This window comes from Dietzia kunjamensis, from assembly GCF_045689975.1.
Taxonomy (GTDB): Bacteria; Actinomycetota; Actinomycetes; order Mycobacteriales; family Mycobacteriaceae; genus Dietzia; species Dietzia kunjamensis.
This window is the reverse complement of the sequence record NZ_CP143297.1, coordinates 2566463-2589965: the sequence shown is the minus strand read 5'-3', so window position 1 is coordinate 2589965 and position 23503 is coordinate 2566463. Positions and strand designations below refer to the sequence as shown.

Annotated in this window: 23 protein-coding genes; 9 read left to right on the top strand and 14 right to left on the bottom strand. The window is 71.5% G+C overall.

The genetic code is table 11. The features are described 5' to 3' along the window. Positions 1-18: 18 nt before the first annotated feature. The 3 genes from VZF99_RS12155 to VZF99_RS12145 are packed head-to-tail and all read right to left on the bottom strand — an operon-like array spanning position 19 to position 4642. A complete protein-coding gene (locus tag VZF99_RS12155; RefSeq protein ID WP_407334866.1) occupies positions 19-2517 on the bottom strand; it encodes a PEP/pyruvate-binding domain-containing protein in 2499 nt (832 codons plus the stop codon). Beyond that, positions 2514-3515 carry a TIGR03617 family F420-dependent LLM class oxidoreductase gene (locus VZF99_RS12150; protein WP_407334865.1) on the bottom strand — a complete coding sequence of 334 codons (1002 nt, stop codon included), beginning with the start codon at positions 3513-3515 and terminating at the stop codon, positions 2514-2516. Before VZF99_RS12150 ends, VZF99_RS12155 begins: the two co-directional genes overlap by 4 nt. Next, positions 3512-4642 carry a hypothetical protein gene (locus VZF99_RS12145; RefSeq protein WP_269529236.1) on the bottom strand — a complete coding sequence of 377 codons (1131 nt, stop codon included), beginning with the start codon at positions 4640-4642 and terminating at the stop codon, positions 3512-3514. Before VZF99_RS12145 ends, VZF99_RS12150 begins: the two co-directional genes overlap by 4 nt. A gap of 86 nt (positions 4643-4728) precedes the next feature. On the opposite strand from VZF99_RS12145, the gene VZF99_RS12140 reads away from it, so the two are divergent. Continuing rightward, positions 4729-5364 carry a TetR/AcrR family transcriptional regulator gene (locus tag VZF99_RS12140; RefSeq protein ID WP_407334864.1) on the top strand — a complete coding sequence of 212 codons (636 nt, stop codon included), beginning with the start codon at positions 4729-4731 and terminating at the stop codon, positions 5362-5364. Between the two features lie 12 nt (positions 5365-5376). On the opposite strand, the gene VZF99_RS12135 is transcribed toward VZF99_RS12140, so the two are convergent. Further along, positions 5377-5928 carry a hypothetical protein gene (locus VZF99_RS12135; protein ID WP_363425422.1) on the bottom strand — a complete coding sequence of 184 codons (552 nt, stop codon included), beginning with the start codon at positions 5926-5928 and terminating at the stop codon, positions 5377-5379. 236 nt (positions 5929-6164) lie between these two features. On the opposite strand from VZF99_RS12135, the gene VZF99_RS12130 reads away from it, so the two are divergent. Together VZF99_RS12130 and VZF99_RS12125 are read left to right on the top strand one after the other, a co-directional pair. Then, a complete protein-coding gene (locus tag VZF99_RS12130) occupies positions 6165-6557 on the top strand; it encodes a hypothetical protein (RefSeq protein WP_407334863.1) in 393 nt (130 codons plus the stop codon). A 77-nt stretch (positions 6558-6634) separates the two neighbouring features. Further along, complete coding sequence (locus tag VZF99_RS12125; protein WP_067716403.1) at positions 6635-6823, top strand: DUF6440 family protein; 189 nt, start codon at positions 6635-6637, stop codon at positions 6821-6823. Positions 6824-6852: 29 nt separating this feature from the next. Here VZF99_RS12125 and VZF99_RS12120 read toward each other — a convergent pair whose 3' ends face one another. From VZF99_RS12120 to VZF99_RS12110, 3 genes are all read right to left on the bottom strand, one after another. Beyond that, positions 6853-7335 carry a hypothetical protein gene (locus tag VZF99_RS12120; protein WP_407334862.1) on the bottom strand — a complete coding sequence of 161 codons (483 nt, stop codon included), beginning with the start codon at positions 7333-7335 and terminating at the stop codon, positions 6853-6855. 364 nt (positions 7336-7699) lie between these two features. Then, on the bottom strand, positions 7700-8104 hold the full coding sequence (locus tag VZF99_RS12115) for a four-helix bundle copper-binding protein (protein WP_120282979.1): 405 nt from the start codon (positions 8102-8104) through the stop codon (positions 7700-7702). An 85-nt stretch (positions 8105-8189) separates the two neighbouring features. After that, positions 8190-8822 carry a TetR/AcrR family transcriptional regulator gene (locus VZF99_RS12110; protein WP_407334861.1) on the bottom strand — a complete coding sequence of 211 codons (633 nt, stop codon included), beginning with the start codon at positions 8820-8822 and terminating at the stop codon, positions 8190-8192. A 57-nt stretch (positions 8823-8879) separates the two neighbouring features. On the opposite strand from VZF99_RS12110, the gene VZF99_RS12105 reads away from it, so the two are divergent. Beyond that, positions 8880-10133 carry a cytochrome P450 gene (locus VZF99_RS12105; protein WP_407334860.1) on the top strand — a complete coding sequence of 418 codons (1254 nt, stop codon included), beginning with the start codon at positions 8880-8882 and terminating at the stop codon, positions 10131-10133. 24 nt (positions 10134-10157) lie between these two features. On the opposite strand, the gene arfB is transcribed toward VZF99_RS12105, so the two are convergent. Continuing rightward, positions 10158-10598 carry an alternative ribosome rescue aminoacyl-tRNA hydrolase ArfB gene (gene arfB / locus VZF99_RS12100; protein WP_120282976.1) on the bottom strand — a complete coding sequence of 147 codons (441 nt, stop codon included), beginning with the start codon at positions 10596-10598 and terminating at the stop codon, positions 10158-10160. A gap of 56 nt (positions 10599-10654) precedes the next feature. Further along, on the bottom strand, positions 10655-11266 hold the full coding sequence (locus VZF99_RS12095) for a 1-acyl-sn-glycerol-3-phosphate acyltransferase (RefSeq protein WP_407334859.1): 612 nt from the start codon (positions 11264-11266) through the stop codon (positions 10655-10657). A 166-nt stretch (positions 11267-11432) separates the two neighbouring features. On the opposite strand from VZF99_RS12095, the gene VZF99_RS12090 reads away from it, so the two are divergent. Further along, a complete protein-coding gene (locus VZF99_RS12090) occupies positions 11433-13013 on the top strand; it encodes a DUF4389 domain-containing protein (RefSeq protein WP_407334858.1) in 1581 nt (526 codons plus the stop codon). Positions 13014-13030: 17 nt separating this feature from the next. Here the strand turns inward: VZF99_RS12090 and VZF99_RS12085 are convergent, their stop codons facing one another. Beyond that, positions 13031-13708, bottom strand: coding sequence for a TetR/AcrR family transcriptional regulator (locus VZF99_RS12085; RefSeq protein WP_407334857.1), 678 nt, complete (start codon positions 13706-13708; stop codon positions 13031-13033). A 79-nt stretch (positions 13709-13787) separates the two neighbouring features. Between VZF99_RS12085 and VZF99_RS12080 the strand changes: the two genes are divergently transcribed. The 4 genes from VZF99_RS12080 (at position 13788) to VZF99_RS12065 (ending at position 17440) form a co-directional block, all read left to right on the top strand. Further along, positions 13788-14264, top strand: coding sequence for a nuclear transport factor 2 family protein (locus VZF99_RS12080; RefSeq protein WP_407334856.1), 477 nt, complete (start codon positions 13788-13790; stop codon positions 14262-14264). A 37-nt stretch (positions 14265-14301) separates the two neighbouring features. Beyond that, positions 14302-15030: a sulfite exporter TauE/SafE family protein gene (locus VZF99_RS12075; RefSeq protein WP_407334855.1), complete on the top strand. Its 729-nt coding sequence runs from the start codon at positions 14302-14304 to the stop codon at positions 15028-15030. A 40-nt stretch (positions 15031-15070) separates the two neighbouring features. Further along, positions 15071-15910 carry an SDR family NAD(P)-dependent oxidoreductase gene (locus VZF99_RS12070; protein ID WP_407334854.1) on the top strand — a complete coding sequence of 280 codons (840 nt, stop codon included), beginning with the start codon at positions 15071-15073 and terminating at the stop codon, positions 15908-15910. A gap of 96 nt (positions 15911-16006) precedes the next feature. Further along, on the top strand, positions 16007-17440 hold the full coding sequence (locus VZF99_RS12065) for an amidase (protein ID WP_407334853.1): 1434 nt from the start codon (positions 16007-16009) through the stop codon (positions 17438-17440). Between the two features lie 472 nt (positions 17441-17912). On the opposite strand, the gene VZF99_RS12060 is transcribed toward VZF99_RS12065, so the two are convergent. The 4 genes from VZF99_RS12060 to VZF99_RS12045 all read right to left on the bottom strand — a co-directional run bounded on the left by VZF99_RS12060 (position 17913) and on the right by VZF99_RS12045 (position 23299). Continuing rightward, positions 17913-19514 (bottom strand): ABC transporter substrate-binding protein, encoded by a 1602-nt coding sequence (locus tag VZF99_RS12060; RefSeq protein WP_407334852.1) that lies wholly within the window; start codon positions 19512-19514, stop codon positions 17913-17915. A 151-nt stretch (positions 19515-19665) separates the two neighbouring features. Then, positions 19666-21270, bottom strand: coding sequence for an ABC transporter substrate-binding protein (locus VZF99_RS12055; protein ID WP_407334851.1), 1605 nt, complete (start codon positions 21268-21270; stop codon positions 19666-19668). Then, positions 21267-22334 carry an ABC transporter ATP-binding protein gene (locus tag VZF99_RS12050; RefSeq protein ID WP_120282967.1) on the bottom strand — a complete coding sequence of 356 codons (1068 nt, stop codon included), beginning with the start codon at positions 22332-22334 and terminating at the stop codon, positions 21267-21269. Before VZF99_RS12050 ends, VZF99_RS12055 begins: the two co-directional genes overlap by 4 nt. Beyond that, complete coding sequence (locus VZF99_RS12045; protein WP_120282965.1) at positions 22331-23299, bottom strand: ABC transporter ATP-binding protein; 969 nt, start codon at positions 23297-23299, stop codon at positions 22331-22333. Before VZF99_RS12045 ends, VZF99_RS12050 begins: the two co-directional genes overlap by 4 nt. Between the last annotated feature and the right edge of the window lie 204 nt (positions 23300-23503).

Genomic DNA, 23503 nt, shown 5'->3' with positions numbered 1-23503 from the left:
TAGCTGGGTGCCGGGGCCTCACCCCTCCAGTCGAGTCACCACGCCGCGGTCGCCGTCCACTCGTACGCGGTCGCCGGTGCGCAGCGTTCGGGTGGCATCGATGGTGTTGACCACGCATGGCAGGCCGTACTCGCGGGCGACCACCGCGCCGTGAGAGACAGAACTGCCGATATCAGTGACCAGCGCCGCGATCACCGTGAAATACGGAGTCCAGCCCACGTCCGTCACGGGCGCGACCAGGATCTCACCGGGCTGCACCTCCCGGGCATCGACGATCGAGCGGGCCACCCGCACCACGCCCTCCACCGTTCCGCGGCTCGCCGGACGGCCCACGATCTCGCCGCCCGCAGCCTCGCGGGGCGGCCGGGCGATCAACGCAGTCGGCCGGCCCACCGACACGTCCGGGAACTCGAGCGCGTCCTGCAACGCCAGCGCCTTCCGACGCTCGACAGCCTGCGCGACCAGCTCCTCCGGGGAGGCCGACACACTGCCGTCCGGGCCGTGGCTCCCGAGTCCGCCGGTCACCGGGCCCGGCGCGCCGACGATCCGCGCCAGCTCGGGCCGGTCGAAGAAGAACACCAGATCCGCATCGGGCAGCCGCCCGGACGCCGAGAGCACCCCGCCCAGATGCCGATAACCGCGCTTCAAGGAGTGCGCCATCAGCGCCATCTTGGACTTGGTCTCCTCGCGGCCCCGCGCACCGGCCCGGGCCCACCGCGCAAGCTGGCGGATCACGGGTGACTCCGGCTCCGGGACCTCCGCGGTCTCGGACGCCCGCCCACCCCGCTCGAGCGTGGACCGCACCATGACCTGCATGATCGCGCCCAGCCCCTCGGGATCGTCGGCCCACGACGCGTCTCGCATACACAGCTCGCGATACCCGCGATGGCCATGGCGCGACAGGAACCGCCGCAGCGCGACGCCCCACCCGTCAGCCGAGGCGAGCACCGCCTCCACTGCCGCGCCGGGATCCGCTCCGAGAAACCGCTCGGTAGCGGCGGAGTCAGCAGCCAACGCCCGCACCACCGACTCGAGCTCGGCCAGCATGAGCGCACTCTCCACATCTGCGGCGCCGGCCATGAGCCGGGAGGCCTCGGCGCGGCCGTTGTCCTCGGTGCCGCCCGCGGCGACGGCCTGCCGCATGAGCACGCTCTCCAGCACGTTGGCCGCGACCGCCGCGCGAGATGACGACCGCACGTGCGTCAACGTCACCTCGCAGTACAGCCGCACCCCGTCCTCGAGTTGGCGCCACACCCGTAGAGGGTCGCAGCCGGTGGGGATCTCGAACGCGCCGATCTGCTCGCCCAGACCCCGCACGGCCGGGCCCGCGGTGAGGGCGAACGTCGACAGTCGAACCGTATTACCGAGTCGCCGCGGGAACGGCTGCGGCGGCTTGGGCACGAGCTCGTCGACCACCCGCCCGCAGATCGACGTGGAGAACTGCTCCAGCGAATTGCCCAGCAGTCCCGAACTCAGCGCGGTGCCCTCGGTGAGGTTGAGGAACATGTGCCCGGAGAAGTAGCCCACCTGCAGCCACGGTTGCTCGTAACTCGGCTGCGCGCGGGCGACCACCTGCACCATCTGCATGGCGTGGTCGATCGCGTACCCCGACACCGACGCGGTGAGCGGGCAATACGCCCCCGGCATCATCTCGCCGATGTTGCAGCGCGTGTACACGTGGTCGGCGCCGGCGAGCGTCGAATCCATCCCGCCCAGGTCCGCGGGCAGCGTGGTGATCGGCCGCGCCTGCAGCCACCACAGCCGCCCCTGCCGGTCGATCGCCCACTCCAGATCCATCGGCCGGTCCCAGTGCCGCTCGGCGGTCAGCGCGCCGGACCGGATCGCCTCGATGTCCTCGCCGAGGAGCACCGGGCGCTCGCCGACCTCGCGCGCCGCCACGCCGCCGGCGGTGTCGAGGACCAGGTGGTCGGGGGAGGCAGTGCCGTCGACCAGGGACTCGCCCAGCCCGGCGACGGCGTCGATCACCATGAGGTCGCGCCGCCCCGTGGCGGGGTCGGCGGTGAACACCACGCCGGCCGCGCGGGCGTCCACCATCTGCTGGACCACCAGGTGCATGGTGGCGGGGGAGTCGGTGGCGGGGGAGTCGGGCCCGGCGCCGCGGTAGGCCGTCGCGCGCCCCGATGCCGCCGACGCCACGCACGTCCGCACCGCCTCGGCCAGCGCCTCGGCCGAGTCCACGCCCAGCACGGTGTCGTACTGCCCGGCGAAGGACTGTTGCGCGCCGTCCTCCCCGGCCGCCGAGGACCGCACCGCGACCGGGATCGCGCCCGCCTCGGCCATGCGGCGGTACCACCGGGCGGTGGTGTCGGCTGGGACGGTGGTGTGGGCTGGGACGGTGGTGTCGGACTGAGTGTCGACGACGACGAGGTCGGCCCCCGCGTCGGCGATGACGAACCCCGGCGGTACGTCCAGGCCCAGTCGGATGAGCTCGGCCAGACCTGCGGCTTTACCGCCGTAGCTGTCGTCGGTGACCTGCTCGAACTCGACGGTGTTCATGGCCGGCCCGCCAACTCGTCGACGATCTGCGCGAGCGCATCGGTGGCGATCGGCCCGGTCTGGTACAGGCACACGCGGTCGCCGACGCCGTCCACGCGGTCGCGGACGTGGGCGGCGACCTCGGCCGGGGTGCCGCACGCGGCGATCGTGTGCAGGATCTCGTCGCTGATGAGCGAGGTCATCTCCTGCCACCGCCCCTGCTTGCTCATGGCGTTCAGCTCGGGCTGCAGATCGCCCCAGCCGTGGGCGTCCAACACCGGTCTGTAGGCGGGCGTCGAGCCGTAGAAGGCCAACAGGCGGCGGGTGGACATGTGGTCGTCGTCGTTCTGTCCGTCTGTCACCGACACGATCACCTCGGGCACCACCTCGAACTCCTCCTCGCTCCGCCCGGCGGCCGCCAGGCCCGCCCGAACCCTTGGCATCGTGTGCTCGTGGAGGAACCGGGTGGTGCCGAACGGCATCACGAGCAGCCCGTCGGCGACCTCGGCGGCCGCGCGCGTCAGTCGCGGGCCGAGCGCACCGAGGTAGATGGGCGGCGGGCCGTACGGGGTGGGCGGCGGCACGAACGTGGGGGTCATGAGGGTGTGGCGGTAGAACTCGCCGCGGAAGTTCAGCCGCTCGCCCGTGGCCCATGTATGGAAGATCGCCCGCAGGGCGCCGACCAGTTCCGTCATGCGATCGACGGGCCGGTCGAATTCGGTGCCGTAGCGCTTCTCGATCTGCGCCCGGATCTGCGCGCCCAGGCCCAGGATGAACCGACCCTCGCTGAGCGTCTGCAGATCGTGGGCCTGGTGCGCGAGCTGGATGGGGTTGCGGGGAAAGGCGATCGCCACGTTGGACATCAGGTCCAGGCCGCCGACCTGCGAGGCCAACACGAGCGGGGTGAACACGTCGTGCGGGCCCTCGAAGGTGAACACCCCGGACGCGCCCGCCTCCCTGAGCTCCTCGGCGCGCCGGACCGCGTCGGTCGGGCTGAACAGGGCGGTCATGACCTTCATGCGCGCGCCCCCGCGTCCGCGCCGTCGGTCCAGTCCGAGAACCCCGACGGGTGATGCGGACCGATCACCCCGTGCTCGAACAGGCCCGCGCCCTCGCGTCGGGTGCCGTCGGCCTCGGTGCACACGGCGTGGCCCACGTGGTCGATGAGGCTGAACGCCGCCCCGGCCATGACTTGCGGGTCCGTCAGATCGAAGGTCACGCGGTCGGTGAAGTTCTCGCCCTTCCAGGTGCCGTGCGCCCACGTCGGGTCGCCGCCATAACCGGAGCCGAACGCGATCGGGGCGTACAGCCGGGACTCGACCTCCAGGCGGATCTGCTCGCCCGCGCGGTTCATGAACTCCACCCGCACGCCCGTCGGGATCCGGGTGCCGGGCGTGTACTCGACCGCCACGCGCACGCCGTCGAGTTGCTCGACCCGGCCGTCGGCCCAGCGGCGGGTGCAGTCGTAGAGGCTGCGGTGGCCGTCCGGGTCCTCCTGCAGGATGAGGAACAGCTGGAAATCGTCGAACGCCAGCGGGAGATACAGCCACCACATGCCCCGGAACGCCGTGTCGGGCCTGCCGGCCGGTTCGGCCTCGCCCACCGGGCGGATACCCCACGAGCGGTCCCGGGCGGCGACCGACGAGGAGTGGGTGACCTCCATCTTGTCGTCGTCGACCTCGATCCACCCCTCCCACGAGCCGACCTGCGCGAACCGGCTGGCCTGGAGCGTCACCCGCCGGTCGGTGAGCATGGAGTGCGGGTCCTCCAGCGCGGCGGGGAACAGGCCGCGCCACGTCAGGTCCGCGGCGATGCCCTCCGTTCGCTCGAGGGTCAGCCGGATCTCCCGCAGTGGCTCGATCACCTCCAGCCGGTACCCGCCGACGTGGGGGTTGAGGCGGTCGTCGTCGATGGCGTCGCTCATCCGCACCGCGGTCTGCGTGTCGCCGCGGCGGACCACGAAGTACGCGTCCTTCACGCCTAGGCGCGGGTAGTAGCCGATCCCGGTGAGCACCATGAAGCGGCCCTCGCGGTCCAGCACGTTGAAGTAGGAGCGGTCGTAGAAGTTGCGGTCCGAGGTGGCCGGCCACGTCAGCGGCGCGGGCGTCTGGTGGATGGGGAACTCGTCGAGCGGGCTCAGATGCACGGGGCTCTCCCTGGGGTGCTGGGTGGCGGGGTCCCGCGCCGGCGGCGGTAATACGATGTGCGGCGTATCGGAACTAGGGTGAGACCATGACAGCAGACGGCGACACCGCGCGCGGCGGATCAGCGAAGTCCGCGCCGGGGCGGCCGCGCGACGGCCGGATCGACGCCGCGATCATCACCGCCACCCGCGAACTCATCCTCGAGACGGGCTACCCGGCGCTGACGCTGTCCGCCATCGCGGCGCGCGCCGGCACGACCACCGCCGCGCTGTATCGCCGCTGGTCGAGCAAGGCGCAGCTCGTGCACGAGGCGGTGCTGGAGGCCGAGGCGATCCCGGCGTTCGAGCCACCCGACGGCGCGGGCGGCGGGGCTGGTGCCGCTGTCGGGGATCCGCAGGCCGACATCCGCGCGCTGGTCGAGACCGTCCGCGTGCTGTTCGACCGACCCGAGGTACGCGTGGCCCTGCCCGGCCTCATCGTCGACACCGTGGCCGATCCCGACCTGCACGCCCGGATGATCGCCCGGCTCGCCGGCAACCTGCCCGCGTTCGAATCGCGCTTCGGTCGGGCCCGCCGGAGCGACGACCACCTGCCCGTGCTGGCAGAGGTCGTCGCGGGCGCCGCGATCTTCCGGCTGCTGGTGAGCCCTGCCGCCGCCCTGGACGATGAGTGGGTCGAGGAGCTGACCGCGCTCATCACCGGGCGGTGGCAGGCCGGCGGCTGAGGCGGGAGCCGGTCAGGAACCCGCGATCGCCAGGATGATCCAGACCGGTAGCCACAACCCGAAGGTCAGCAGCGTGAGGATCAGGTGCAGGGCGTGGTTGACGCGCCTGACCTGCCCGCCGTGCACGTACACCGTCTGCTGCATGGGCGGGTAGCCGAACTGCGGCGGGTAGGGGCCCTGCGGGAACTGGTGCGGCGCCACATGCAGGTGCTGCGGGATGAATTGATCGGCGTACCCGAACTGCTGGCCGGGGCCATACGGGGCGGTCGGACCGTAGGGCGCGGCGGGCGGCATGCCGTACGGGAACCCACCCTCGTGGGCCAGCGGCTCGGGCGGTCGCGCGTACGGCTGGGCCGGCTGGTGCGGGTGGGCGAAGCGCTGGGGTTCGTAGCGCTGGGGCTCATGCTGCTCGGCGGGCGGGAACTGCGCCGTGGGGAACTGCTCGGTGGGGAATCGCTCGGTGGGGAACTGCTCGGTGGGGTTGGCCTGCCCCGGCGTCTCGGACCGGTCGAGCCAGTCCTCGGACCACGGCCCGTCCGGTCGCCGCGCGTACTGCTCGTTCATGCTGGCTCGATTCGAGGGGTCGCTGGCGGGATGGGACGCCCTCCAACATAACCCCCGACACCACCCCGCTTACACCGGTGAGGGCCGATCTCAGGGTCGAATCCGGGTCACCCTGAGGGGCCGCGGTGCGGATCCGGGGGGCGGCAGTGTGAATCTCGGGAACATTCCGGTCCGCCACCCATCCGGAATGCGGGGGCCTCCGAATCCTGTGTAGACGCCCAGACAGGAGATCCATCATGAGCACGGTCCCCGTACGTCGCCGCAGCACGATCACGACGGTCGCCCTCGTCGGCCTCGGCCTCACCGCCGCGACCCTCGCGTTGGGGACGGGACTGCTGACGATCGGGTCGTCGTTGAACGCCACCGTCGCATCCGCCGAACTCGCCGCCGGAGCCGCACTGATGTCCCGCACCACCTGGATGCTGCCCGCCCTGTTCACCGTCATGGTGTTCGCGGGAATGGTCGTCGCCGTTCACCTGATCGGCGGTCGCAGACGCCCGCAGACCACCGAGGCCCGGGTGCGCACCCGCGACAACGAGCCCCACCCCGCCATCCCGTTCGAACTCCGTGCTCCGGACCGGGCCGTCGCCGAGGCCACCCGCGGACTGTTCCGCCACATCGACTCCTGAATCGGATCCCGGGGCGGGGTGACCTCGTCGTCGTCGTACCTTTGTCCGGCGCACCCCGCCGGTGCCACGATGGGCGCATGGCGAAAAAGGACAAGCGGTTCGAGAAGATCCACTCCGAGTCGATGGGGTTCGGCGGGACCGCGGAGATCCTGCGCGACACCCGCACCGGCGTCTGCTACCTGTGGCGCTCGGCCGGTGGGAGCGGGGGCGGGCTCACCGTGCTCGTCGACGCCCAGGGCAAGCCGCTGATCGAGTACGGGCTCTAGTTCGCCGCAGCCGGGGGTGACGCTGCAGGTCAGCCCGCGCACGCCCCGCCGGTGCCGGAGGTCGAGCCGAGATCCGCACCCAGCTTCTCCGCGAGCCCGGTCGGGGTGGGCTGCGGACACGTGGGCACGGTCGCGGGCGCGGTCGCGGTCGCGGACGTCAGCGAGGACCCGCCCGGCGGCGCGGCGGATTGCGCCGTGGTGGTCGCCGAGACGGCCCCGGGTTCAGGGGTCGGGCCGGCGTCGGGGACCCGGATGATCACGGACGCCGAATCGTCGCTGTCGCCGTCGCCGACGCCACCCCGGTCGTCTCCGGTGGCGCGGGCGCCCTTCGGGTCGCGCTCGGCCTCGGAGTCACCGGCGTTCGGGCCCGGATCGGCGACGGTCGACGACAGGACCCAGGTCTGCGGCCCGGGAGTCTGCGGGACGGGGTCGGCGGATGTGGTCGGAACCACCGCAGCCGATCGTTCCAGGCCCAGCGGCACCAGGAAGAACAGGCCGAGGAGGAGCGCCACACCCAGGACGGCCCAGCCGAGCCCCGGAGGGGAGGCCGGGCGCGGAGCGCCTTTTGTGATGCCGTGAGCCGGGGAAGGGGCCTGCCGGGTGGCGGCGTCGTCTCCGACAGGGCGGCGATCTCCGTGTCTGGACCGCCTGAAGCCGACCATCGTGTCTCCCTCGGCAAGGCACCGCCGCGGATCGGCTCTGTGCGACTGCGGGAGACACTCACCACCCCTTCTCCCAGCAGTACCATCGCCAAGAGTTTGGTAAGCGTTACCTCACGATCTCGGATGACGTGGCCTGCGAACAGGGAGGCTGGAAGTGGCCGCCGGTCCAGACGGCTCGCGCGGCTGCCACCCGGGGGCGCTGTTGATCGTGAGCTCAGCCGATCGCGGCGAGCAGATCGGCGCAGGCCTTCTCGCAGCGGCGGCAGGCCCGGGCGCAGTGCTTGCAATGCTCGTGCATCTCGGCGTGCTGCTCGCAGTCGTCGGCGCAGGCGGCGCAGGCCGTCCGGCACGCCGTCAGTTGCGCCTTGACGACCTCGAGGTTGCTGCCGGTCCGGCGGCTCAGCAGGGCGGCGGTGGCGGCGCAGACATCCGCGCAGTCGAGGTCGGTGCGGATGCAGTCGCGCAGGTCGGCGACGGACTCCTCGGCGAGACACGCGTCGGCGCACGACGTGCAGGTGGTGGCGCAGGACGCGGCCGCGTCGATGGCCTCGGAGAGCAGGTGCACGTCGAGGCCGTCGGTCGGATTCGGATGGGACGTGATCATCTCGGAAGTGCTCATACCTCCACGCTACTGGTGCCGCCCGGTGGCGCAAGGTCTGAGATCAAGACGATATAACGCCTGGTGGGGGGCTTGGAGGTGTCCTTCAGGGGCGGGGCGCGGGCCGCGCGAGCCCTCGCGCGAACCCGTCGATCAGGTCCGCCACGTAGGTGCCGTGCGGGGGGCCGACCTCCGGGGGATCGCAGGCCCGCGCCGCGAGTTCGGCGGTGAGCATGACGATGAACTGCCGGACCCGGTGGCGGGCCAGGTCCGGGCCGCACGCCGCCGTCGCGGCCGCGACCAGCATCTCCAGCTGATCCTGCAGTGCGGTGTCCGCGACCGGTCCGGTGCTGACCGTCCGGCCCACCTCCGCGAGCGCTCCCAGCTGGCCGATCACCCGGAGCGTCCAGCGGCCCTCGTCGTCGTCCAACAGGTCCGCCAACGGGGACACCACCGCCCGCACGATCTCGGCGAGGTCGGGAGGCGACGACACCCACGTTCGCAGGTCCGCGCGTCGCTCGGCCTCCATCCGCAGGACGCCGCGGTCCAGGACCTCCCGGAGCAGTCCCGCGCGGCCGCCGAAGTGGTAGTTGATCGCCGAGTCGTTGCCCTGGCCGGCATCGGCGACGATGTCGCGGACCCGTGCCGTCCGCCAGCCGTCCGAGGCGAAGCGGCGCAGCCCGGCGAGGTAGAGGGCGTCCCGGGTGGCGGTGGCGCGGGGTGTGGTGGGGCGGGGCACGCGCTCGAGTCTAGAGGGGCCCTTCCCATTGTTTAACAGTCCGTGTTAAATGGCGCCATGACCCAGCCCGCCATGCCTCAGCAGCCGGCGACGGCCCCCACGTTCAACCCGTTCGACCCCGCGCACCTCGCCGACCCCTACCCGGGCTACCGGCTGCTGCGCGAGACCGATCCGGTGCACCATCACCGCGGCGACGGCACCACCGCCCACCCCGACTTCTGGGCGCTGTCCCGCTACGCCGACGTCGACGCCGCCGTGTGCGATCCCGGGACGTTCTCCTCCGCCAGCGGGCTGACCTTCTACCGCGACGAGATCGAGAAGCTGGGGCTGGCCCCGACCATCGTCATGATGGACCCGCCCGAGCACTCCGGGAAGCGGCGGCTGCTGGCCAAGGCGTTCTCCCCGAAGCGCGTCGCCGCCACCGAGCCGCGGATCCGCGACTTCGTCCGTGGGCGGCTGGCGGAGATGGCCGAGAGGTACGACGACGACGAGGTGGTCGATCTCCACCGCGACTTCAGTGCGCAGATCCCGACATTCGTGCTGGCCCACCTGTTCGACCTGCCGACAGCGGACCGCCCGCTGTTCGGCCCGTGGGTCAGTGCGCTGACGACCCTGCAGGAGGAGGGATTCCGTCCGGCCGGTCTCGAGGGCGGGGCGGTGGACGCGGTGGCGGAGATGTTCGCCTACTTCGGTGAACTCATCGCCGAGCGGAGGGCCCACCCGGGTGACGACCTCATCTCCGCTCTGGCTCAGGCCGAGATCGAGGGCGAGCGGCTGGACGACTGGGACATCCTCGGGTTCTGCTTCGTCATCGTCGCCGGCGGCAACGACACCACCGGCAACCTCATCTCGCACACCGTCGCGCTGCTCGGCTCCCATCCGCGGCAGCGGGAGATGCTCGCGGCCGATCCCGGGCTGATCCCAGGCGCGCTCTCGGAGTGCCTGCGCTTCGAGTCGAGCGTGCAGGCGCTCGCGCGGACGACCACCCGCGAGGTGACCGTCGGCGGGACGACGATCCCGGCGGGGGAGAAGGTGATGATGCTCTACGGCTCGGCCAACCGCGACGAGCGCGAGTTCGGTCCGACCGCCGGGCAGCTCGACATCACGCGCGAGATCAGCGGGCACCTCGGGTTCGCCCGCGGCCCGCACTTCTGCATCGGCTCGCACTTCGCGCGGCTCCAGGCACGCATCGCGGTGGAGGAGCTCTACGCCGCGCACCCGATGGTCGGGGTCGACCGGGACTCGGCGGTTCGGGCGCTCTCGCCGTTCACCCGGGGGTTCGTCTCGCTCCCCGCGACGGGCCTGGCCTGACCTGACCTAACCTACGGCTGGGCATCAGTCGTGTTCGGGGCGCCTTCGATTGCGCTTGATCTCGGCCCGGCGGCGTTCATGCTGGACACGTCGCCGCTGCGAACCGCGGGTGGGTCGGGTCGCACGCCTGGCGACCGGCGGCGCCACCGCGTCACGCAACAGCTCTCCGAGGCGCCGGCGTGCCGTCGCCCGGTTGCGCCGCTGCGACCTGTTCTCCTCGACGCTGACGGTGAGGACCGTGCCGGACAGTTTCGGGGCGAGGGTGCGCAGGGCCCGTTCGCGCTGGACCTCGTCCAACGCCGTCGTGGTGCCCAGGTCGATGCTCAGCTGCACGCGCGAATCGGCGGTGTTGACGTGCTGGCCGCCGGGGCCCGACGACCTCGAGAAGCGCTCGACCAGGTCTCCCGCCGGCACCGTGAGGCCACGGGGCGCGCCGGGCCCCGGAGTCACGCGCAGGCCGTCCATGGAGCCAGTATCCCGCACCGACGAGCGCGCCCGGGAACCCGACAGCAGTCCGGACGTCAGTCGAGCTGCTCCTGCGGCAACTCGGCATCCGTGCCCGCCGCCCGGCGCTCGTCGACCAGACGGGGCTCGACCCGCTTTGAGGGATGGAACCCGGCCTTGTCCGCGTAGAAGGCACGGATCCTGTCCATGTCCGCGGCCACGTCGCCGGTCAGATCGATCGTCGGGCCCAGCCCGGTCGTCATGGTGCTGCGATCGACGTAGCCCAGCGTCACCGGCATGCTGGTCTCGCGGGCGATCCGGTAGAAACCCGACTTCCAGTGCGTGTGCCCGCCGCGGGTGCCGTCCGGGGCGACGACCAGGCCGAACGTCTCGCCCGCGTGGACCTGCCCGACCACGTCCTCGACGACCCTGGCGGGGTTCGCCCGATCGACCGGAACCCCACCGAGCGCCCGCATGATCGGCCCACGCCACCCGGTGAAGAGGCTGGCCTTGCCGAGCCAGTGCATGTCGATCCCCAGTCGCCAGGCGATACCGAGCATGAACACGAAATCCCAGTTGGACGTGTGCGGTGCGCCCAAGAGCACCGTGGGTCGATCCGGAGCCGGTCGGGTCGACAACTCCCAACGGCTGAAGAACCAGAAGGCGCGGGAGACGAGGCGGCGGATCACCCCGTCACCCTAGGCCACCGCCGGGTGCGGCGGAGGGGGTCGAGGCCGGACGGGAAATCAACACACAATCGACGCAGTTACACTGCGAATATAACGATATAGTCATCTTTACGACGGCATCGTCGATCCAGACGAGTGTCGTGACACCTACTCCTGAGGAACCGCCATGGGTGCTCCGCAACCCGCTCCGTCCCACTCCGATCCGAACCCCGGCTCGACGGCCCCGCCCAGATCCGGGCAGGGGACCCGTCCACTCAACTGGATCATGCTCGTCGCCGGGGTGCTGCTCACGGCGCTGGGCCTGACGCTGAGCGCTGCGGGCATTTTTCTCGCCGTCGCCGAGGCCTCGCAACGGGACGGGCGATACGCCTACACCCAGACCGAGCAGTTCCGCTCGGTCGGCAACGCGATCATCACGGCGCCGTTCACCCTCGACCTGGACGAGGACCAGGCCGCCTCCTCGGGTGCGTTCGATCTCGAGGACCTGATCAGCGTCCGGGTCCGCGCCACCCCCGTCGTCCCGGGACAACGCGTGTTCCTGGGAATCGCGGACGCGGGCGCCGTCGACGAGTATCTCCGGGACGTCCCCCACGCCGTGTTCGGCACCGACCCGTGGGCCGACGGCTACGGCATGGACGCGACGGACTGGTCGACCCGCTCGGATGAGAACGGCGATGTCGACGAGGTCCCCGGGACGCGGGTGCCGGGCCCTCCCGCCGACGAGCGGTTCTGGGAGCGTTCCGTCACCGGCTCCACCCAGCAGACCCTCAATGTGGATCTGCGGTCCGGGAACTGGGTGATCGTCGTGATGAACAGCGACGGCAGCCGCCCGGTGTGGGTGGACGTGCAGGCGGGGGCCCACACCGAATTGTTCGGATTCGCGAACCCGGCCACGCTGATCGCCGGGATCGTCGGTCTGGTGCTGGGGATCCCGCTGATCCTGCTCGGCGCCGCCGGGCTGGGGCGCGACGTCGAGCGTCGACACCCGGCCGTCGCTGACGCTGCGGGCGCTGAAGTCACGGGCCGGTTGACCGGCCCCGATCCGCTGCGGCTGACCGGCCATCTGGACCCGGGCGTCTCCCGCGCACTGTGGCTGATCAAGTGGGCGCTGGCCATTCCGCACTACATCGTGCTGGCGATCCTGGGCTTCGCCGCGGTCGTGGTCACCGTGGCAGCGGGCCTGGCGATCCTGTTCACCGGCCGCTACCCGCGCTCGTGGTTCTCCTTCATCGTGGGCGCGATGCGCTGGCACTGGCGGGTCGGTTTCTACGCGTACGCCACCCTGGGCACCGACCGGTACCCGCCCTTCGCGCTGGGCCGGGCGGACTACCCCGCAGACCTGGATGTCGTCTACCCCGAACGTCTGTCGCGAGGTCTCGTGCTGGTCAAGTGGTGGCTACTGGTGATCCCGCACCTGCTGATCGTCGGCATCATCACCGGCAGTGGCGCGGTGGCCGTCGATGCCTCGACCGACAACGACGGCACCAGCGTCGGCTTCACCCTGCTGGGACTCCTGGTGCTGATCGCCGCGATCGGCCTGCTGTTCACCGGGCGCTACCTACCGGGCCTGTTCGCGCTGAACGTCGGCCTCAACCGCTGGATCTACCGGGTCGCGTCGTACGTTCTGCTGCTGCGCGACGAGTACCCGCCGTTCCGCCTCGACCAGGGGCCGACCGAACCGGCACCCGCCGCCGAGCACGCCGCCCCCGCCGGGCACGCCACACCCGACGGGGCTGCCGACCGCTGAGGGGCCGGGCGGGGGCCTCAGCGGTCGCCGGTGATGACGCGGGCCAGCAGATCCGCCAGCCGCTCGTCGATGCCCTCGCGATCGGCCTCGGGGATGTCCAGCGCGTCGAGCAGCGCGCCCCGGAGAACGGGCCAGGCGTACACGGCGGTGAAGACCAACAGCAGCTCGACGTCGCCGGCGGGCGGGGGAGAGGTCATCCGCCGCAACGCGGCCGCCGGACGCTGCGACGGGTCGAGCATCGGCGGGAACGCCGCCTCGCGGTCCAGGGCCAGCCACGCGAGCAGCCGGCTGATCTCCGGGTGCGACGAGGCCCCGAGCAGCATCCCGCGCGCGGCCTCACCGGCGTCGTCGAGGTCCTCCAGGCGGGCGGCACCGTAACGCACCGCATCCTGCATCACCTCGGTGAGCAGCGCGTCCTTGCGCCCGATGTGCCGGTGGATCAGGCCGAGATTGACCTGCGCCGCGTCGGCGATATCGCGCAGCGGGACGTTCGGACCGCGATCGGACAGCAACCTGCGGGCCTCCCGCATGACCGCCGAGCGGACCTCGTCGCGGCCGGTCGGGCGTGTGGGGGACGGGCTGCCCACGTTGTCGTCGTCGCGGTTGTCGTCGTCGCCACGGTTGTCGTCGCCACGGCTGCCGTCCCCGTTCGGGGCGCCTGGCGCGCCTCCGACGGCATTCTTCCCGGTTTCCATTCCCGAACTGTACACAATTGACTACAGTCGCTGCTGTGCGCGCGACACGCGCGCCCCGACCCTCTGCGAAAGGCCCGCGATGAGCACTCCCGACCGCCGCGACGACATCGACGCCATCAAGTCACTCAAGTACCGCTACCTCCGCTGCGTCGACCTGCGGCTGTGGGACGAGCTCGCCCAGACGCTCGCGCCCGACGTCACCGCGTCCTACGGTAAGCGCCTGTCCTACACCGGCCGCGACGAGGTGGTCACCGGACTACAGGGGCAGATGACGAACGACGTCATCACCGAGCACCAGGCCCACCACCCGGAGATCGAGGTCGACGGCGACACCGCCACCGGCCGCTGGTACCTGCAGGACCGGGTGATCGTCCCCGCCTTCGACACGATGATCTTCGGCAGCGCGTTCTACTCCGACGCCTACGCCCGCATCGACGGGCGCTGGATGATCACGAAGACCGGCTACAAGCGCACCTACGAGGCGATGATCAACCTCAAGGACGTGCCCAGCTTCCAGCTCAACGACAACCACCTCGCGCCGTCGAGCGCCGAGTAGCAGCACCGGGCGCCGGTAGGAGGTCGGACGGACCGTCATGGAGCTGATCTGGGTCGCAGCCGTGTGCGTGGCAGTGGCCTCGGTCATAGGAGGGATGACCGGATTCGGCACGTCGCTCATGGCGACCCCGTTCATGCTCATGGCGGGCATCGGCCTGACCGAGACGGTCGTGGTCAATCTCGTGGTGGCGTTGGTGACGAGGGTGGGCGTCACCTACCAACTCCGCCAGCACATCGAGTGGCGACGCGTCGCCATCCTCGGCGGGGCGAGTCTCCCGGGTGCCTGGCTGGGCGTGCAGACCGTGAGCATGCTGCCCGAAGAGCACCTCAAACCGGCGGCGGGGGTCATCACCATGCTGTGTGGGCTGGCCATGGCTCTCCCGACCGCACGCGTCGCGCGCCCGCCGTCGGCCCGGCTCACCGCGGTCACAGGCGCGATCGGCGGCTTCTTCTCCACCACCACCTCACTCAACGGGCCGCCCGTGGTGCTGCTACTCAGCCGCGCCAGGCTGCCCCCGCTGAGTTTCATCGCCGACCTCGCCGGTTACTTCGTCGTCACCAGCATCGTGTCCCTGGCGCTGTTGTGGGCGGGCACGGACGTCGACCTGCGGGAACTGACGCCCATGCTCGCGGCCTGCGTCGTCGTCGGAGTGGCGTTCAACCAGCTCGGCATCGCGATCGCCACACGTCTGCCCACCCACGTGTTCCGCTCGGCCGTGATCGCCCTCGTGGTGATCGCCGGCCTGCTCACCATCATCACGGCGTGATCGCCGCCCACCGACATCCGGATCAACCACGGAGGACCCCATGACCGAGAACACCCAGAACACGCCCGCCGCGAGCGGTGGCCAGGCGGGCGACGCCGCACAGCCCGGCGCCGACCGCGACAACCGCCTGGCCGGCAAGGTCGCGATCGTCACGGGCGGAGGACAGGGCGTCGGCCGCGGCATCTCGCTCGGCCTCGCCGAATCCGGCGCGGCGGTCCTGCTGGTCGGTCGCAGGATTCACAAGCTCGAACGCGTCGCCGAGGAGATCCGCTCCGCCGGCGGCACCGCCGAGTGCCTCGCCGCCGACATCGTCACCGACGGCGCACCGGAACAGATCATCGCCACAGCCGTAGAGCGCCTCGGCGGGGTGGACATCCTCGTCAACAACGCCAACATGGCCATGCCCCTGCCGCTGTCCGACTACCCCGACGACGACTTCCGCAAGGCCTTCGAGGGCGGCCCCCGCGTCTCGCTGACCCTGATGAAGCTCGCCCGGCCCGAGATGGCGAAGCGCGGCGGCGGCACGATCATCAACCTCGTCACCTCCGCCGCCGTGCGCTGGGACGCCGCCAACTACGGCATCTACTCCGCAGTGAAGGAAGCCGTCCGCGCCCTCACCCGCGCCGCCGCCTACGAGTGGGCCGCCGAGGGCATCCGCGCGCTCAACGTGGCCCCCCACGCCCACAGCCCCGGGCTCGACTGGTGGATGGAGAACAACCCGGAGGAGGCCGCCGAGTTCGTCGCCGGCATCCCCGCCGGCCGGGTAGGCGACCCCCTCGCCGACATCGGCCGCCCCGTCGCCTGGCTGTGCTCCGGCGAGGCCTCGTATCTGAGCGGTGCGACCATCCCGTTGGACGGCGGCCAGTCCCGCTGGGGCTGACCTCGTCGTCGTCGTCGCCGTCGTCGCCGTCGTCGTCGCCGTCGTCACCATCATCACCGTCGTCCCACCATCCCCACGCCCACGAGAGGCCACCCCGTGACCGACACCCCCACCCCGACCCGCGACGCGCTCGCCCTGGCCGCCGACATCCGCGCCGGTGCCACCAGCGCCGCCGAGGTGCTCGAGACCGCGATCGCCCGTATCGAGCGGCTCGACCCCGAGCTCAACGCGATGGTCTCCACCCGGTTCGACGTCGCGCGCGCCGAGGTGGAGGCCGGACTGCCCGACGGCCCGCTGCGCGGGGTACCGATCGTCATCAAGGCGCTCGGCACCGACGTCGCCGGGCTGCCCGCCGCCGACGGCTCCCGGCTGCTCGCCGACGTCGTGGCGACCGTGGACAGCACCGTCGTGCAGCGCTACAAGGCGGCCGGGATGGTGGTGCTCGGCACGACGAACGTGCCCGAGATGGGCAAGTCGACCACCACCGAGTCGCTGCTGCACGGCCCGTGCCGCAACCCCTGGGACACCGGGTACTCGACGGGCGGGTCGAGCGGCGGATCGGCGGCGGCCGTCGCCTCGGGCATGGTGCCGGTCGCGCACGGCACCGACGGCGGCGGCTCCATCCGCATTCCCGCCGCGATGTGCGGCCTGGTGGGCCTCAAGCCCAGCCGCGGGCGCGTACCGACGTGGCCGCACCCCGACGCCCTCTCGTCGCCGCTGTCCTACCACCACGCCCTGACCACCACCGTCCGCGACAGCGCCGCGCTGCTCGACGCCGTCGCCGGCCACCGCCCCGGCGACTCCTACGGTGCGCCCACCCCGCCGCGCCCGTTCCTCGACGAGGTCGGCGCCGACCCCGGCCGCCTGCGCATCGGCATGCTGCGCGTCGCGCCCGGACCGTTCCCCACCGACCCCGCCTGCAGCGCCGCGGTCGATCACACCGCCGGGCTGCTCGCCGGGCTCGGCCACGACGTGCGCGAGGTGGAGTTGGACGTCGACGTGCTGGAGGGGATGTCGGCCGTCGGCGCCATCATGGGCGCCCAGCTGCGGGCCACCATCGACGCGCGCCTCGCCGCACTGGGAAGAGACCTCGACGACGACGACATCGAGCCCTGGACCCGGGTGATCCTCGACAACGCGATGACCCACACGGCCCCCGACGTCGCGCGGGCCCTGCAGACCGCCACCCGGACCGGCTGGCGCGTGGCCGAACTGTTCGGGCCCGATGGCGTGGACGTGCTGATGCTGCCGACGCTGCCGTCCACCACCCCGGAGCTGGGCTTCCTGGACCCGACCGACCCGGAGGCGATGTGGACGCGGTCCTCGGCGTTCTCGGTGTGCACGAGCATGTTCAACCTCTCCGGGCAGCCGGGCATCTCCCTGCCGCTGGCCGCGGACGCCCGCGGGTTGCCCGTGGGCCTGCAGCTGGTCGCCGACTACGGCCGCGAGGACCTGCTGCTGCGGCTGTCGGGGCAGCTCGAGGCGGCCGCGCCGTGGGCCACCGTGGCGCCGGGGTACGACGGGTGGTGACGGGCCCGGCCAGACGAGTGGCCTGAGCTGGCCCGCGTCCGGGCCTCCTGGGCTCCTGGGTTCCTGGGTTCCTGGGCTCCCGGGCTCCCGGCACGCCTGGCATCTGCTCCCGCGCCTGGCGTCTCGCGGTCGGTGTTGGCTTCCCGCGCTCGGGGTTGGCTTCTCGCGTTCGCCGCAGTGCGCCCATTTCGGCGCAGCCGCCCCCTGGCATGGCGTCTCGCTCCCGGAGATGCACGGGATCTCACCAGCCGCTCCTGGCCGTGGCGTCTCGCCCACCCTGCGGTGCGCGCGAGACGCCACGTTGGGGCGCGGCTGTGAGCGGCGCGGCTGTGAGCGGCGAGGCTGCTGTCCGCCTGGCCCGCCCGCCCCACCCCGCCTCGCCCCACCCCGGACAGCCGACGGCCCCGGATCCCGTGGAGATGTCTCCGGGATCCGGGGCCGTCGGTGTTCGAGAGGCGGGCGGGCCGCGCGATTACTCCTGGACGAACGCCCCGTCGAAGAACATCGTGGAGTAGAGGCTCGGCGAGACGCCCTTGACGGAGTCGTCGACCACCACGTACTCCTGCGCATTGGCCATCACGGCGAACGGCACGACCCGGTTGTAGACCTCCTGCAGGTCGGTCGCCGCGGCCTTCTGCGCCTCGAGGTCGCCTGCGGCCTTGAACGCGGTCACGGCCTTCGTGAGCTCGGGGTCGTCGACGCCCGGGATGTTGAGTGAGCCACCGGGGGTCATGGCGCTGGCGAAGGTGGAGGCCGGGTCGGCGTCCGAGGGGGACAGCCCGCCGATGACGGCCTCGTAGTCGCCGGTGAACTGGCGGGCCACGACCTGCGCGACCGGCTGGCTCTGGATGGTGACGTTGAAGCCCGCCGCGTCGAGCAGCGCCTTCACCGCCACGCCGGACTCCATGTTCTCCGGGCTGTCCGCCACGAGCAGGGTGAGCTCGCCGTTCCAGTCCGGACGGTCGGCCTTGACCTCGTCGATGAGAGCGGTGGCCTGCTCGACGTCGAACTCGGGGCCCTGCTGCCCGTCGTAGAAGCGTGAGGACTCCGCGATGATGGCGGACGTGGGCTGGCCGAGACCGCCGGTGAGGCGCTGATCGATGAGCTCCCGGTCGAGCGCCATGGCGAACGCCTGACGGGCCCGCTCGTCGGTGAGGACGCCCTCGTATCCGGCGTTACCGGCGTTGAGGTTGACGATGGAGCCGGCGCTGGTGATGGTCTCGAAACCCCGGTCGCCGGCGTCCTGGGCGGCGGTGACGGTCTTGGCGCCCCGCAGGAACCCGACCTGGACCTCGCCGGTCTGGAACGCCTCGTAGGTGCCCTGGGAGCCGGGGATACGGATGAACTCGAGGGTGGGGCAGACGGGCCCGCCGTAGTAATCCGGGTTGGGTTCCAGCACCAGCTCCTGGTCCGGGATGTACTCGGAGACCGTGAACGCGCCGGCACCGATCGGGTTGCGGGCCCACTGGGCGGGGTCCGCGGCCTCGTAGGCGTCCTTGGGGATCACCTCGCCCGCGGTCCCGGCCAGGAGGATCGGGAAGCCGGCCCACGGCTCGGTCAGCGTGAACTCGACGGTCAGCGGGTCCACCACGCGGGCCTGCTCCACCTGCATCGCGTCGGTCATCGCGTTGGAGACGGTCTTCGGGTCCTTGTGGAGGTCGATCGTGAACGCGACGTCCTCGGCGGTGAGCGGATCGCCGTTGGAGAAGGTGACGCCGTCGCGGAGCGTGAGCGTCCACACGGTGTTGTCGTCATTCGCCTCGAGCGACTCGGCCAGCTTGGGCTCGAACTCGGCGGCCTCGGAGTTCCACCGCATGAGGCGGTCGTAGATGGCCGCGGACTCGGTGGCCCCGCGGACACCGAACTGGCCCTGGCCGGGCGCGAACGAGGGGAGCATCGCGTACTCGCCCATGGTGATGATGCCGCCGACGCGGTCGGCGGTGCAGCGCTCGGACTGGTCCGGGGCGGTGGCGCCGGAGGCCGAGGCGGTGGTGTCGGCTCCGCCGCCTCCGCATGCGGTGAGCGCGAGGGTGGTCGCGGCGAGGACGGCCAGGGCGCTGGTGGCGCGGGTCATCTGTTCTCCTGATCGTGAGGGGCGGCGGGCCGGTCGGCTCGCCGCGTGGGTGTTTCCGGCACAGAGATGCCCCGGGCTCTCACCGGTGGGCGGGAGCCCGGGGCACGTCTGTGTGGTTCGGGCGCGGCCCGTCAGGACCGCGGGGGAGTGATCACTCCTTCACGAACGCCCCGTCGTACAGGACGGTCGAGGACAGGGTCGGGGTGAGTCCGCCGACCGTGTCGGAGACGGCCACGTACTGCTCGGCGTTGGCCATCACGGTGAACGGCTGCACCTCGTTGAAGACCTCCTGCAGGCGGGTCATCGCCTCCTTCTGGGCGTCGAGGTCGGCGGCGGCCTTGAGCTCGTTGACCGCGGCGGTGAGCTCGGGGTCGTCGATGCCCGTGAGGTTGGTCGCGCCGGTCGGGGTGAACGCGCTGGCGAACGTGGACGCCGGGTCTGCGTCCGAGGTGGCCAGGCCGCCGATCACGATCTCGTAGTCACCGGTGAACTGACGCGCGGTGACCTGGGAGACCGGGGCGTTCTCGATCTGGACGTTGAACCCGGCCGCGTCCAGAAGCGCCTTGGCGACCACGCCGGCCTCGATGTTCTCGGGGCCGTCGGAGATGAGCATCCGCAGGGAGCCGTCCCAGTCGGGGCGGTCGGCCTTGAGCTCCTCCACGAGCGACTTCGCACGCTCGACGTCGTACGTCGGGCCCTCCTGGCCGTCGTACAGGCGGGAGGACTCGGCGACCAGGGCGGAGGTCGGCTGACCCTCGCCGTCGTACAGGCGCTGGTTCCACAGATCGCGGTCCATGGCGGCGGCGACGGCCTGGCGGGCGCGGACGTCGGTGAGGACGCCGTCGTAGCCGGCCTTGCCGGAGTTCATGTTGATGACCGAGCCGGAGCTGATGATCTCCTCGAAGCCGCGGACGTCGTCGGCCGTGGCCATGTTGACGAACTTGGCGCCGCGCAGGAAGCCCACCTGGAGCTCACCGGTCTGGAACGCGTCGTAGGTGCCCTGGGAGCCGGGGATGCGGATGAACTTCAGGGTCGGGCAGACGGGGCCGCCGTAGTAGTCCGGGTTGGGCTCCAGGACGGTCTCCTGGTCGGGGATGTAGTTGCCGACCGTGAAGGCGCCGGCGCCGATCGGGTTGCGGGCCCAGTCCTGCGGGTCGGCGGCCTCGTAGGCGTTCTTGGGGATGACCTCGCCGATGGTGCCGGCGAGCGCGACGGGGAAACCGGCCCACGGCCGGGCGAGCGTGAACTCGACGGTGAGGGGGTCGACCACGCGGGTCTCGGAGATCTCCATCGCGTCGGTCATGGCGACCGACCGGGTGGCGGGGTCCTTGTGCAGGCCGACGGTGAACGCGACGTCCTCCGCGGTGAGCGGGTCGCCGTTGGAGAAGGTGACGCCATCACGCAGGGTGAGGGTCCACACGGTGTTGTCGTCGTTGGCCTCGAGGGACTCGGCGAGCTTGGGCTCGAACTCCTCGGCCTCGGGGTTCCACACCATGAGCCGGTCGTAGACGGCCGCCGACTGCGCGCCGCCGCGGACACCGTACTGGCCCTGGCCGGGCGCGAAGGACGGGAGCATGGAGAACTCGCCCACGGTGATCTCGCCGCCGGCCCGGTCCTCGGTGCACCGCTCGGACTGGTCGGGGGCCTGGCCCTCGGCGCCGCCGGAGGCGGAGGTGGACTCCTCCCCGCCGCCGCAGGCGGACAGGGTCAGGGCGGCGGCCGCGAGGACGGCCATGGCGCTGGTGGTGCGCTTCATCGATTCTCCTGGAGAGGGTGGTGGCACGCGACCTGGTGGCCGGGTGCGATGTCGACCAACGGGGGGCGTTCGGTGGCGCAGATGTCGGTGGCCAGTGGGCACCGGGTTCGGAATCTGCATCCGGATGGGGGGTTCAGGGGCGAGGGCAGCTCGGAGCTGGTCGCGGTGATGGAGTCCTCGCCGAGCGTGTCGGCGAGCGTGCCGCCGAGCGTGGGCGCGGACGAGATGAGCAGCATCGTGTACGGGTGGGCCGGGGCCCGGTACAGCGACTCGGTGTCGGCGACCTCGCAGACGGTGCCGAGGTACATCACCGCCACGCGGTCGGCGATGTTGTGCACCACCGACAGGTCGTGGGAGATGAAGATCATCGTCAGGCGGTAGCGCTCCTTCATCTCCTCGAGGAGGTTGAGGATCTGTGCCTGCACGGAGACGTCGAGGGCCGAGACCGGCTCGTCGCACACAAGCACCTCGGGCTCCAGGACGAGTGCGCGGGCCAGGGCGATGCGCTGGCACTGCCCGCCGGAGAACTCCGACGGGCGGCGGCCGCCGGCGTGCTCGGGGTCCAGTCCGACGGCCTCGAGGGCGGAGTCGACGCGGCGACGGATCTCCTCGCGTCCACCGTCGACGCCCTGGATCTCGAGGCCCTCGGCCACGATGTCGCGGACCCTGCGGCGCGGGTTGAGGGAGGACACGGGGTCCTGGAAGACCATCTGGATCATCTTGCGGGCCCGGGTCAGGGCCGCCCCGGACAGCGAGCACAGGTCCGTGTCGTCGACCATCACGCGCCCGGAGTTCGGGCGGGGCAGCTGCAGCATCGCCCGGCCGAGGCTGGACTTTCCACAGCCGGACTCGCCGACCAGGGCCAGTGTGGAGCCGCGGGGGACCGTGAGGGAGACGTCCGAGACGGCGTGGACCGTGCCCTTGCGGGTGTGGTACTCGACGGTCACGTGGTCGACGACGAGTTTGTCGGCCCCGTGCTCGTCGACGACGACGTCGGCATCGGCCGGAGGGCCCGCGTTCTCCGGCTCGGCCGAACCGGTGAGGTGGGGGGAGGGGACGGTCATGATGCCTCGCTGGTGGAGCTGGAAGTGGCGGGGACGAGCGGGTGATGGCACGCGGCGCGGTGGATTTCAGCGATGGGGACGGCGAACCGCGGTGTCACGTCGGGTGCCGTCGCCAGGTCCTCGAGCGGCGGGTCCACGGCGAGGCAGTCGTCGGCCACACGCGGGCAACGGGGTGCGAACCGGCAGCCGGCGGGCATCTCCCGCAGGTTCGGCGGGCGACCCTCGATCACCGTCAGCCGCGTGTGCGGGGGCAGGTCCGGTCGGGGGATCGAGTCCAGTAGCGCCCCGGTGTACGGGTGTGCGGGCTCGTCGAGCAGGGCCCGGGTGTCGCCCACCTCGAGGAACCGTCCGGCGTACATGACCCCGATCCTGTCGGTGTGCTGCGAGACCACCGCGAGGTCGTGGCTGACGAGGATCATCGCCATGTCCGAATCGGCCTGCAGCCCGTGCAGCAGGTCGAGGATCTCGTGCTGCACCGTCACGTCGAGCGCGGTCGTGGGCTCGTCGGCGATGAGGAGCTTGGGCGAGCAGGACAGGGCGATCGCGATGCCGACCCGCTGGCGCATGCCGCCGGAGAGCTGGTGCGGGTACTCGGAGAGCCGGGCGCGCGGTGAGGGGATGCGCACCCGGGTCAGCAGCTCGACCGCGTGGTCGGTGGCCTCGCGGCGGCTCAGTCCCAGGTGGTGGCGCAGCGGGTCGGTGATCTGGCGGCCGATGGTCCGGATCGGGTTGAGCGAGGTCAGCGGGTCCTGGAACACCATGGCGATCTCGCGGCCCCAGAACCTCTGCGCCTCGCGCTGGGACAGGGACAGGACGTCCCGGCCGTCGAAGCGGACCGTGGAGCCCTGATCGACGCGGGCGGTGGTCGGCGCGATGCCCATGATCGACCGGACGAGCATCGACTTGCCCGAGCCGGACTCGCCCACGATGCCGATCGTCTCGCCGCGGCGCAGGGAGATGTTCACCCCGTCGACGGGCGTGATGCGACCGTCGGGGGTGTCGATGTGGGTGCGCAGGTCGCGGACCTCGAGCAGCAGGTCGGGGTCCGAAGGCCCGTGTCCGCTGGGTGCTGCGGCGGCGATGGCTGCCTCCTGGGTTGGTGTCTCGGACGGGGATCTAAGACAACTACTTAGAACGTGTTGCTGTGATGAGTATCACGGCATAGGGTG